This window comes from Mesorhizobium sp. WSM4844 (assembly GCF_055811775.1).
In genome coordinates, this window is the sequence record NZ_JBVVQB010000097.1 from 1 (window position 1) to 11,824 (window position 11,824).

Below are 11,824 nucleotides of genomic sequence, written 5' to 3' on the forward strand. Positions count from 1 at the left end.
CATTAACCTGTTGAAGTCTGCGGGACAGCACCCCCCTCTGTCCTGCCGGACATCTCCCCCTCAAGGGGGGAGATCGGCAGCTTTGGCTTTGGCGCCTGTTGTTCAACGTTGTAAATTGGCGAAAGCAGTTGTGACATCCGATCTCCCCCCTTGAGGGGGAGATGTCCGGCAGGACAGAGGGGGGTGCTGTCCCGCAGACTTCAACAGGTTAATGCAGTGCTATAATCGCCGCCGGGCCGACGTTGCGCTACATCGTCGCCGCCTTCTCGATCTGCCCGCGGATCTCGCCGTCCTTGTGGGCCGCCGTATGGATGTTGATGTAGTATTTGCCGGCCATCAGGTCGGCAGCCTGCGCGTCGGTCAGGATCGCCGCCCCCTTGAACGGGCTTTTCGGAGCGCCCTTGAACGGGACGACGACGTCGGCATTTTCACCCTTTGCTGCCGGACCGTGAATATGTCCGGCCGTCGCCGGTCCACTGAGACCTGAATACATCACGTTCCAGGTGAGCTGTTTCGTGTCGGTGTTGAAGCCGAGAGTGGCCTCGCCTTTGCCCTCCGTGGTGACGGGTGGATTCTGCTGAGCGCCATCGAGCGTCGCCTTCATCTTCATCATGTCGGCCAAGGCCGGTGAAGCGCACAGGAAGGAAGCCGAAACGGCCAGCGCCGAAAGCATCGGCGGGAAGGATTGCATGCGCATGGAATTCTCCGTTGTGACGATGACATCCGCTGAAGCAGGATGCACTGGAACAACGGTTGTGGCGAGCGGATGTTTCCACCGGTAACGGCTATTTTACATCCAAAAAGGGGGCGGTCGCCCGTCCCCTTTTTTCAAACTGCGGACCCCAGAGGCCCTGGTTGACGGCTTACTTGATGGCCTTGTCGGTGATGGCGGTCGTGTAGGCGCCGGTCGGCTCCTTGGTGATGATCTTCTGGTCGAGCAGCGCCTTGGCGGTGCGCGCGTAGGTCGCCGGGTCGAGCTTGCCGTCGGCATTGTCGATCAGCTTGGCGACTTCGCCCATCATGCGCTTCTGGTGGTTCTCGTCCTGGCCGCCATTGTCCATGACGATGCCGGCCGCCTCGTCGGAATTGTCGACGGCGTATTTCCAGCCCTTCATCGAGGCGCGCACGAAACGCACCATCTTGTCCTCGAAGGCCGGATCCTTGAGCTTGTCCTCCAGGGCGTAGAGACCGTCCTCAAGCAGGTCGTTGCCCATGGCCGAGTAGTTGAACACGATCAGCTCTTCCGGCTTGTAGCCGGCATCGATGAGCTGCCAGTATTCGTTGTAGGTCATGACCGAAATACAATCCGCCTGCTTCTGGATCAGCGGCTGCACGTCGAAACTCTGCTTCAGCACGGTGACGCCATCCGGGCCGCCGTCGGTCTTCAAGCCGAGCTTGTTCATCCAGGCGTAGAACGGATACTCGTTGCCGAAGAACCAGACGCCGAGCGTATGGCCCTTGAAGTCGGCTTCGGTTTTGACGGGGCCGTCCTTCGGGCAGACCAGCTGCATGCCGGCCTTCTTGAACGGCTGGGCGATATTGACCAGCGGCACGCCCTTTTCGCGTGCGGCCAGCGCACCGCCCATCCAGTCGACGATGACGTCGGCGCCGCCACCGGCGATCACCTGCTCGGGCGCGATATCGGGCCCGCCCGGCTTGATCTCAACGTCGAGGCCCTCGGCCTCATAAAAACCCTTGTCCTTGGCGACGTAGTAGCCGGCGAACTGGGCCTGCGTGACCCATTTCAGCTGCAGCGTCACCTTGTCTGCGGCCATCGCCTGGAACGCGGCAAGCGACATCGCGCCGGCCAGCATCGAAACAACAAGTCTTTTCATGCTTTTACCCTCTGGAGTTAAGTGTTCACCCTTTTAGGACCAGGACCTTCAATCCACCCCTGATTCCAAACCCGCCACCGCCCTATCCACCACGGACGGAGGGATGCCAAAACGTGACTGCTCTCTCGAAAAGAGCGACCACGCCATAAAAGACCGAACCCGCAAGTGCTGCAACTGCGATTTCGGCCCAGACCATGTCGATATTCATCCGTCCGACCTCGGTCGAAATCCGGAATCCCATGCCGACCACCGGCGTGCCGAAGAACTCCGCGACGATGGCGCCGATCAGCGCCAGCGTCGAATTGATCTTCAGCGCATTGAAGATGAAGGGGGCTGCCGCCGGCAGCCGCAGCTTGAACAGCGTCTGCCAGTAGCTCGACGCATAGGTGCGCATCAGGTCGCGTTCCATATGGCCGGAGGCGGCAAGCCCGGCGACGGTGTTCACCAGCATCGGGAAGAAAGTCATGATGATGACGACGGCGGCCTTCGACTGCCAGTCGAAGCCGAACCACATGACCATGATCGGCGCCACGCCGATGATCGGCAGCGCCGACACCATATTGCCGATCGGCAAAAGCCCGCGGCGCAGGAACGGCACGCGGTCGGCCGCGATGGCGGCGAGGAAGCCAGCACCGCTGCCAACCACATACCCAAAGATCACCGCCTTGAAGATGGTCTGCCGCACGTCGGCGGCCAGCACCGGCAGCGAATTGGCGATGCGCACGCCGATGGCGCTTGGCGGCGGCAGCAGGATGAAAGGAATGCCGGCGCCGCGCGTCACCGCCTCCCAGATGATCAGGATCCAGGCGCCGAAGATCGCCGGGATGATCAGCCGCAAAGCGGTCGGCGCCCAGCGCGAGGCCGGGCGAAGCGCTGACAGCACCGTCACGCAGCGCCAGGCCAGAAGCCATGCCGCGGCGAGCAGCAGATAGAACGACGCGCGAGCGGTGCCCTCATTGCCGGTTATGCCGGCGAGCAATAGCCACGCCGCGCCATGCGCCCCAAGGAACAGACAGGTCGCCGCGATTGCAGGTGGAAATTGATCCATCTGGATCGCAAACAGCAACAGGATGAAGATCAAAGCCACCGTCGCGATGTCATAGCCCGGCGTGGCAGTGACAAGCGGCGCCGAAAAAAGGCCGACGGCAAGCAGGACAAGCGCGGCATACCCTTGCCACGAGCGGGGGGTGATCGACGAAAGGCTGAGGAGATCGCTCATGCCGGCCTGCCGCCCATGGCGCGGTCGACGAGGCGCCCGGCTATGCCGACCACCATCACCAAAAGGGCCGCCACCACCGAGCCCGCCACCAGCGCCGACCAGATATCGATGGTCTGGCTGTAATAGGCGCCGGCGAGCAGCTTGGCGCCGATGCCGGCGACGGCACCGGTCGGCAGTTCACCGACAATGGCGCCGACCAGGCTGGCGGCCACCGCCACCTTCATCGAGGTGAACAGGAACGGCACCGAAGCCGGCACCCGCAGTTTCCAGAAGGTCTGCGAGGCGCTGGCATTGTAGGTGTGCATCAGGTCGAGATGGGTGAGTTCGGGCGAGCGCAGCCCCTTGACCATGCCGACCGCCACCGGAAAGAACGACAGATAGGTCGAGATCAGCGCCTTCGGGATCAGGCCGGTGACGCCGATCGCCGCCAGCACGACGATGATCATTGGCGCCACCGCCAGGATCGGAATGGTCTGCGAGGCGATGATCCACGGCATCAAGCTGCGGTCGAGCGTCGCCACATGGACGATGCCGACGGCAATCAGGATGCCGAGCGCCGTGCCGAAGGCGAAGCCGAGCAGCGTCGAGGACAGCGTTACCCAGGCATTGTAGACAAGGCTGCGATTGCTGGTGACCTTGCGCAGAAACGTGTTCTCGAAGAAATTCACCGCCACCTGATGCGGCGCCGGCAGCGTCGGCTTGGGCTGCGACATCGTCTTGCCGATGAACTCCACGATCCCCGGTGTCTCGCCGGCACGGCGGTCGAGATCGCGCTGGAACGGCGCGTTGAGGATGACGGCGAAAACATACCAGACGACCACCACGCCTGCGAGGATCGAGGTCACCGGAACGATCTTGTCGCGAAAGGAGTCCATCAGCGAAGCTCCCCTCCTCTCCCCAACGGGGAGAGGGTGGCCGGAGCGAAGCGGAGGCCGGGTGAGGGGGTAGAAATCTTTCCGTCGAGGCAAGCCAAGATCGTATCAAGGACCGCTCGACGTTCGGCCAGAACTTCATGGTTCCAGAACCGAAGAACGGAATAACCATCGCCATTCAACCAGGCCGTCCTGGCGGGGTCGGTTGGTGAATCCGCATGATGGCTGCCATCGAGTTCGACAATCAGACCCTTCTCGCGACAAACGAAATCCGCGATGAAAGGTCCAAGCGGCACTTGCCTCACAAATTTGTAGCCGTTGAGATGACGTCCTCTCAGTTCCCCCCAAAGTCGGTACTCAGCCTCGGTTTCGTCGACCCGCAGCTTTCGAGCGCGAGCGGTTGCCCCGGCATTTCTTTTCGTCGGATCTGTCGGCGCCGCCCCCTCACCCGACCTCCGCTTCGCTCCGGCCACCCTCTCCCCGTCGGGGAGAGGAGGGAGCTCATCCCGCTCAATCCTCATAGCTGTGCCCTGCCCTGCGCCGCGTCGCTTCGCTCCTTGCTTCGCCCTAGGATGACGAAGGCGTGGTTGGCCGCGCTCTCGATGAACGCCGCTTCGCGGCGGCTCCGCCCTAGGATGACGAAGGCATGGGTGGGCCCGCTGGCACCGTCGGGGAGAGGAGGGAGCCCATCCCGCTCAATCCTCATAGCTGTGCCCTGCCCTGAGCCCGTCACGGACCCGCGCCGCGATCGCCAAAAACTCCGGCGTCTCGCGAATGTCGAGCGGCCGCTTTTTCGGCAGCGTCGATTCGATGACGTCGCTGACGCGGCCCGGGCGCGGCGACATGACGATGATCCGTGTCGACAGGTAGACCGCCTCGGGAATGGAATGGGTGACGAAGCAGATGGTCTTGTTGGTCCGATCCCAAAGCTCCAGAAGCTGTTCGTTGAGGTGGTCGCGCACGATCTCGTCCAGCGCGCCGAACGGCTCGTCCATCAACAGAAGATCGGCATCGAAGGCCAACGCCCGCGCGATCGAGGCACGCTGCTGCATGCCGCCGGAAAGCTGCCACGGGTACTTCTGCTCGAAGCCGGACAGGTTGACGAGGTCGAGCGTGCGCTTGATGCGCGCCGCCTGCTCTGCCTTCGACAGGCCCATGATCTCCAGCGGCAGCGCCACATTGCGCTCGATCGTGCGCCACGGATAAAGTGCGGCCGCCTGGAAGACATAGCCATAGGCGCGGTTTTCGCGCGCCTGCTCCGGCGTCACGCCATTGACGGAGATGCTTCCTGATGTCGGTTTCTCGAGATCGGCGATGACCCGCAGCAAGGTCGTCTTGCCGCAGCCGGACGGCCCGATGAAGGAGACGAATTCGCCCTTGCCGATGGTCAGGTCGACATTCGACAGCGCCTGCACCGGACCGTCACTGGTCTGGAAGGTCAGGCCGAGCTTGCTTGCCGAAACGACGGCTGGCGACTGTCCGGTCATAGGCCGCAGCCTGGCTTTTCGCGTCGCCGCCGCGGCGGCCGGTTACCCGTTGCTTTTGCCAAAATGCTGCTTTCCACTTATCTTGTCCCACTCGATCGAGAGTTTGCCCGATGTCGTCCAAACCCACCTGTCATCTTATCCGCCCCGAAAGCTCTTATGAAGGCAAGCAGGGACTGAGTTATTTCGCCGGCATCGCCGCCGAAACGGTAGGCTCTACCGGCATCTGCATGCACTTGCTCACCATGCCGCCCGGTGCCCGCGCCAAGGCGCATATGCACGAAAGCCATGAAACGGCGATCTATGTGCTCTCCGGCGAGGTCCATACCTGGTATGGCGACCGGCTCGAGCAGCGGATCGTCGCCAAGGCCGGCGACCTTTTCTACATTCCCGCCGGCGTGCCGCATCTGCCGGCCAATCTGAGCGACAGCCCGGCCTCGGCGGTCATCGCCCGCACCGATCCCAACGAACAGGAAAGCGTCGTGCTGCTGCCGGAACTGGAGGGGCTGGTCGCGCGATAGGCGGGCTACCCGCCGGCCAATTGGTATCGGGCATAGAGACAGTGCAATCGCTTCAGGTTTGCGCTGCCCCCCGGCGCCGACTTCGACAAACACTAGCACCGGGACAGTACCGTCCTTGCGCAAGCTCACACCCCGGTCGCCGGAATACCTGACCGTTCCACCTTGCGCGGCGCGGAGATTTCCTTCCAGGTCGACAGCGCCCGGTTGACCGCGGCATTCGGCTCGCGAGCGACGAACTCGCCATGGCCTGGCTTCGCCTTGACCTCGTTCTCCTGGATCGACAATTCGCCGCGCGAGAAGACGAAGCGCGGCAGGCCGGTCACCTCAACACCTTCGAAGACGTTGTAGTCGATCACCGACTGCTGCTTCTCGGAAGTAATCGTCTTTGTGCGCTTCGGGTCCCAGACGACGATGTCGGCGTCGGCGCCTTCGACGATGGCGCCCTTCTTCGGATACATGTTGAGGATTTTTGCGATGTTGGTCGAGGTCACCGCGACGAACTCGTTCATCGTCAGCCGGCCGGTGTTGACGCCGGTGGTCCACAGCACCGGCAAGCGGTCCTCGAGCCCGCCGGTGCCGTTCGGAATCTTGGTGAAATCGCCGACACCGTTGCGCTTCTGGCTGGTGGTGAAGGCGCAATGGTCGGTCGCCACTACTTGCAGTGATCCGGCCTGCAGGCCGGCCCACAGCGAATCCTGGTGCAGTTTGTTGCGGAACGGCGGGCTCATGACGCGGCGCGCCGCATGGTCCCAGTCCTTGTCGAAATATTCGCTCTCGTCGAGCGTCAGATGCTGGATCAATGGCTCGCCGAACACCCGCATGCCTTTTTGGCGCGCCCGGCGAATGGCTTCGTGGGCCTGCTCGCAGGAGACATGCACGACATAGAGCGGCACGCCGGCCATGTCGGCGATCATGATGGCGCGGTTGGTCGCCTCGCCTTCCACTTCCGGCGGCCGCGAATAGGCGTGCCCTTCGGGGCCGTTGTTGCCGGCGGCCAGCAGCTTCTGCGAAAGCGCCGCCACCACGTCGCCATTCTCGGCATGGACCAGCGGCAGCGCGCCAAGATCGGCGCAGCGCTGGAACGACGAATACATCTCGTCGTCATCGACCATCAGCGCGCCCTTGTAGGCCATGAAGTGCTTGAACGAGGTGATGCCCTTGTCGACCACGGTGGCCATCTCGTCGAACACCTGCTTGCCCCACCAGGTGATCGCCATGTGGAAGGAATAGTCGCAGGACGCCTTCGAGGTCTTGTTGTCCCACATCTGCAAGGCCTCGAGCAGCGACTGCTGCGGCGACGGCAGGCAGAAATCGACGACCATGGTGGTGCCGCCGGCAAGCGCGGCGCGGGTGCCGCTCTCGAAATCGTCGGCCGAATAAGTGCCCATGAACGGCATTTCGAGATGGGTGTGCGGATCGATGCCGCCCGGCATCACATAGCAGCCGGTGGCGTCGAACTCGTGGTCGCCATGCAGGTTCGAACCGATGGCGACGATCTTGCCGTGCTGCATCAGCACATCGGCTTTCCACGTACGATCGGCGGTGACGATGGTGCCGTTCCTGATGACTTTGGTCATTTTCTTGTTCCCTTTGTTCTCTTCGCGGTTCTTGGGGAGCGGCGTTCGGAATCCTGGTTTCTAGCTCACGCCACGATCTCCGCCGTCTCCACCACTGCGTGGAACAGCACGTCGGCGCCGGCCGCCGCCCATTCCTTGGTGATTTCCTCGGCCTCGTTGTGGCTGAGCCCGTCGACGCAAGGGCACATCACCATGGCCGTCGGCGCGACGCGGTTGATCCAGCAGGCGTCGTGGCCGGCGCCGGAGACGATGTTGCGATGCGTATAACCCAGGCGCTCTGCCGCATCCCGCACAGCCTTGACGCAGCCCGGATCGAAAGTCACCGGATCGAAATGGCCGACCTGGTCGATTTGATATTGGATGTCGAGCGCTTCGCAGATCGTGTCGATGCCTTCGCGGATGCGCCCGTCCATGGCGTCGAGCACTTCCTTTTCCGGCGAGCGGATGTCGATGGTGAACATGGTGCGGCCGGCGATGATGTTGCGCGAGTTCGGATAGACCTCCATGTGGCCGACTGCGCCGACGGCGTCGGGCTGGTAGTCCATGGCGATCTCGTGCACCAGTTCGATCACCCGCGCCATGCCGAGCCCGGCATTGCGGCGCTTGGGCATCGGCGTCGAGCCGGTATGCGCCTCCTTGCCGGTCAGCGTCACCTGCAGCCATTTCAGTCCCTGGCCATGGGTGACGACGCCGATGTCGATGCCCTCGTCCTCGAGGATCGGGCCCTGCTCGATATGCAGCTCGAAGAAGGCGTGGATCTTGCGCTGACCGACTTTCTCGCTGCCTTTCCAGCCGATGCGTTCGAGCTCCTCGCCGAATTTCTTGCCGTCCTTGTCGACATGCGAATAGACGTCGGCCTGGTCGAGGACGCCGGCGAACACGCCGGATGCCATCATCGCCGGCGCAAAGCGCGCGCCTTCCTCGTTGGTCCAGTTGGTGACGACGATCGGATGTTTTGTTTTGATGCCGAGCTCGTTGAGCGAGCGCACGATCTCCAGGCCGCCGAGCACGCCGAGCACGCCGTCATACTTGCCGCCGGTCGGCTGGGTGTCGAGATGGCTGCCGACATAGACCGGCGGCAGATCGGGCTCGGTGCCCTCGCGGCGGGCAAACATCGTGCCCATCTCGTCGAGGCCCATTTCAAGTCCCGCCGCCTCGCACCAGCCCTTGAACAGCTGCCGCCCCTCGCCGTCCGCGTCGGTCAACGTCTGGCGATTGTTGCCGCCGGCAACGCCGGGGCCGATCTTCGCCATCTCCATTATCGAATCCCACAAACGGTCTGAATTGATTCGCAGATTCTCGCCCGGAGCGGCCATTTTAATACCTTTTCGATTGCGGCACGCCGGCGTCCCCCTCCCCCTCGAGGGGAGGGTGACCGCGAAGCGGTCGGGTGGGGTCGCCGAACATGCGCGCGACCTTCTCCTTGACCACTTGCGCGACATGCCAAGCGCTGTTTATGACATCAGGCTCGTCAGCGCGGAAGACATCGAACCCGAGCGATCGCAGATAGGCATCACGGACAGCATCGTGCCGCTTGCCCCTCTCCTGCTCGTGCAAGTCGCCATCCACTTCCACGACCAGCTTTACCGCAAGACAGGCGAAGTCGACGATATAGGGTCCGATCGGGCACTGGCGACGGAACTTGATACCGGCCGATTTCAGCTCGCGCAGTTCATACCACAGCAGGGATTCGCCCTTGGTCGCGTGAACTCGAAGCGCCCGCGCCTTTTGGCGCATTTCGAAGCTCACGCGGGTACGGGGCATCAGAAATAACCTCGCAGCAAAAGGTCAGGTCGGCGCGCGTCGCCACCGACCCCACCCGACCGCTTCGCGGCCACCCTCCCCTCGAGGGGGAGGGATATCCGTGCCCAGTTCTTCAATCCACCGCCCTCAGCACTTCGCGCACATGGTCGATCAATTCGTTGATCTGGCCCTTGGTGATGATCAGCGGCGGCGACAGCGCGATGATGTCGCCGGTGGTGCGGATCAGCGCGCCGCGCTCGAACGCTTTCACAAAAGCCGAGAAGGCACGCTTGGTCGGACTGCCGGGGATGGGCGCCAGCTCGATCGCGCCGATCAGGCCGATGTTTCTGATGTCGATGACGTTCGGCTCGCCCTTCAGCGAATGCAGCGCGTCTTCCCAATACGGCGCCAGTTCCTGGCCGCGGGTCAGCAGGCCCTCTTCCTTATAGGTATCGAGCGTGCCGAGCGCCGCCGCACAGGCGATCGGATTGCCCGAATAGGTGTAGCCGTGGAAGAACTCGATCATATGCTCGGGGCCGGTCATGAAGGCGTCGTGGATTTCCTTCTTGACGAACACCGCGCCCATCGGGATGACGCCGTTGGAGACGCCCTTGGCGGTGGTCATGATGTCGGGCGTGACGCCGAAATAGTCGGCGGCAAACGGCGTGCCGAGACGGCCGAAGCCGGTGATGACCTCGTCGAAGATCAAAAGGATGCCGTGCTTGGTGCAAATCTCGCGCAGCCTCTGGAGATAGCCCTTCGGCGGCAGGATGACGCCGGTGGAACCGGCCACCGGCTCGACGATGACGGCCGCGATGGTCGAGGCGTCGTGCAGCGCGACGATGCGCTCCAACTCGTTGGCCAGTTCCGCGCCATGCTCGGGCACGCCCTTGGTGAACGAATTCTTCTCGGGCAGGTGGGTGTGCGGCATGTGGTCGACACCGCCGAGCAGCGTGCCGAACATCTTGCGGTTGGTGACGATGCCGCCGACCGAGATGCCGCCGAAATTGACGCCGTGATAGCCGCGCTCGCGGCCGATCAGGCGGGTGCGCGAGCCCTCGCCTCTGGCGCGGTGATAGGCGATCGCCATCTTCAGCGCGGTCTCGACCGATTCCGATCCGGAATTGGTGAAGAACACGTGGTCCATGCCCTCCGGCGCCAGGTCGACCAAACGGTTCGCCAGTTCGAAGACGATCGGGTGACCCATCTGGAACGCCGGCGCATAGTCGAGCTCGGCGGCCTGGCTCTGGATCGCCTCGGTGATCTTCGGCCGGCAGTGGCCGGCATTGACGCACCACAGGCCGGCAGTGCCGTCTAAAACCGTGCGACCGTCGCTCGTCGTGTAATGCATGTCCTTGGCGGACACCATCATGCGCGGCGCCTGCTTGAACTGCCGGTTTGCCGTGAACGGCATCCAGAATGCGCTGAGATCGTTCGGCGTGACTTTCAGCCGGTTGGACATGACCAAGACTTCCCCTTGTAACCTGTTTCGGTGCGGCTAACGCTTGGTCTTCCCGACACTTGGTCTCTGCTGCGTTTTCGTGCTACGCAAATTTTGACCGATTGGACAAACGTTAGCACCGCCCTGTCGGCGGTCAAGGGATTACTAGCGGAAATGCGGCAGCTGAGGCGCGCTCCACAGGCCGGAGAAAAACTGGTCCAGAAAATTGGTCCAGATGGCTCTCCAAGCCATGGTATGCCGCGGTGACGGCCGACATGGAAATTCCGGCCCCTCGCCGCACCCGCATCCAGCAGGAAAAGCGCGAGCTGATCCTGGAGGCGGCGCTCGAGGTGTTCTCGACCAGCGGCTTTCGCGGTTCGACCATCGACCAGATCGCCGAAGCCGCCGGCATGTCGAAGCCGAACCTGCTCTACTATTTCCGCCGCAAGGAGGACATCCACGAGACGCTGATGCAGCGGCTTCTGGACACCTGGCTGGCGCCGCTGCGCGAACTCGACGACATCGGCGATCCTTTGACCGAATTGCGCAGCTATATCAGGCGCAAGCTCGAAATGGCGCGCGATTTCCCCAGGGAAAGCCGCCTGTTCGCCAACGAGATCCTGCAGGGCGCGCCGCGCATCATGCCGATGCTGGAAGGCGAGCTGAAGACGCTGGTCGACGAGAAGGCCGCCGTCATCAAGGGCTGGATGCGCGCCGGCAAGATCGCGCCCACCGACCCCTGGCACCTGATCTTCTCGATCTGGGCGACGACGCAGCACTATGCCGATTTCGACGTTCAGGTCCGCGCCGTGCTCGGCCCCGACCGCGGCGGCGACGGCCGCTTCGAGGATGCTGCAAGGTTTCTCGAGCAATTGTTCATCGACGGGCTGAAGCCGAAGAGCTGACGGCGCATTTTATCCGATCGATGGCGCTGCCCCTCATTGCCCTGCCGGGCATTTCTCCCCGTATAGTGACGGGGAGAAAGACGCCGGCATCGAAGTTTTCGCCAATCTCCAGCGTTGCAGAATAGAGAGCCAAGGCCGCGGCCAGCGTGCTTCTCCCCGTCACTATACGGGGAGAAGGTGCCGGCAGGCGGATGAGGGGCAGCGCCAACCTCGACAATTAGGTTAAC

The 11,824-nt window shown here is 62.9% G+C and carries 12 protein-coding genes; 2 read left to right on the forward strand and 10 right to left on the reverse strand.

Annotation, left to right across the window (positions count from 1 at the left end; genetic code table 11):
- Positions 1–247: 247 nt before the first annotated feature.
- The 6 genes from AC0L2A_RS35010 to AC0L2A_RS35035 form a co-directional block, all read right to left on the reverse strand.
- Positions 248–697 carry a CHRD domain-containing protein gene (locus AC0L2A_RS35010; RefSeq protein ID WP_473612755.1) on the reverse strand — a complete coding sequence of 150 codons (450 nt, stop codon included), beginning with the start codon at positions 695–697 and terminating at the stop codon, positions 248–250.
- 166 nt (positions 698–863) lie between these two features.
- Positions 864–1,835 (reverse strand): ABC transporter substrate-binding protein, encoded by a 972-nt coding sequence (locus AC0L2A_RS35015; RefSeq protein WP_023798699.1) that lies wholly within the window; start codon positions 1,833–1,835, stop codon positions 864–866.
- Between the two features lie 82 nt (positions 1,836–1,917).
- Positions 1,918–3,054 (reverse strand): ABC transporter permease, encoded by a 1,137-nt coding sequence (locus tag AC0L2A_RS35020; RefSeq protein ID WP_473612756.1) that lies wholly within the window; start codon positions 3,052–3,054, stop codon positions 1,918–1,920.
- Positions 3,051–3,929, reverse strand: a complete 879-nt coding sequence (locus AC0L2A_RS35025; RefSeq protein ID WP_077383521.1) for an ABC transporter permease — start codon at positions 3,927–3,929, stop codon at positions 3,051–3,053. The genes AC0L2A_RS35020 and AC0L2A_RS35025 overlap by 4 nt, the downstream gene beginning before the upstream one ends.
- A complete protein-coding gene (locus tag AC0L2A_RS35030) occupies positions 3,929–4,447 on the reverse strand; it encodes an endonuclease domain-containing protein (protein WP_473612758.1) in 519 nt (172 codons plus the stop codon). Before AC0L2A_RS35030 ends, AC0L2A_RS35025 begins: the two co-directional genes overlap by 1 nt.
- 174 nt (positions 4,448–4,621) lie before the next feature.
- Complete coding sequence (locus tag AC0L2A_RS35035) at positions 4,622–5,413, reverse strand: ABC transporter ATP-binding protein (protein WP_091600271.1); 792 nt, start codon at positions 5,411–5,413, stop codon at positions 4,622–4,624.
- Positions 5,414–5,523: 110 nt separating this feature from the next.
- Here AC0L2A_RS35035 and AC0L2A_RS35040 point away from each other — a divergent pair, with 110 nt between their 5' ends.
- A complete protein-coding gene (locus AC0L2A_RS35040; protein WP_091600272.1) occupies positions 5,524–5,931 on the forward strand; it encodes a cupin domain-containing protein in 408 nt (135 codons plus the stop codon).
- A 125-nt stretch (positions 5,932–6,056) separates the two neighbouring features.
- Here AC0L2A_RS35040 and hydA read toward each other — a convergent pair whose 3' ends face one another.
- From hydA to aptA, 4 genes are all read right to left on the reverse strand, one after another.
- Positions 6,057–7,508 (reverse strand): dihydropyrimidinase, encoded by a 1,452-nt coding sequence (hydA, locus tag AC0L2A_RS35045; RefSeq protein WP_473612759.1) that lies wholly within the window; start codon positions 7,506–7,508, stop codon positions 6,057–6,059.
- Between the two features lie 65 nt (positions 7,509–7,573).
- Positions 7,574–8,824, reverse strand: a complete 1,251-nt coding sequence (locus AC0L2A_RS35050) for a Zn-dependent hydrolase (RefSeq protein ID WP_473612760.1) — start codon at positions 8,822–8,824, stop codon at positions 7,574–7,576.
- A 1-nt stretch (position 8,825) separates the two neighbouring features.
- Positions 8,826–9,245 carry an endonuclease domain-containing protein gene (locus AC0L2A_RS35055; RefSeq protein WP_473612762.1) on the reverse strand — a complete coding sequence of 140 codons (420 nt, stop codon included), beginning with the start codon at positions 9,243–9,245 and terminating at the stop codon, positions 8,826–8,828.
- Positions 9,246–9,384: 139 nt separating this feature from the next.
- Entirely contained in the window at positions 9,385–10,713 is a 1,329-nt protein-coding gene (gene aptA, locus AC0L2A_RS35060) for an omega-aminotransferase AptA (protein WP_473612763.1), read from the reverse strand.
- Between the two features lie 254 nt (positions 10,714–10,967).
- On the opposite strand from aptA, the gene AC0L2A_RS35065 reads away from it, so the two are divergent.
- Positions 10,968–11,597, forward strand: a complete 630-nt coding sequence (locus AC0L2A_RS35065; protein WP_128174246.1) for a TetR family transcriptional regulator C-terminal domain-containing protein — start codon at positions 10,968–10,970, stop codon at positions 11,595–11,597.
- Positions 11,598–11,824 lie beyond the last annotated feature (227 nt).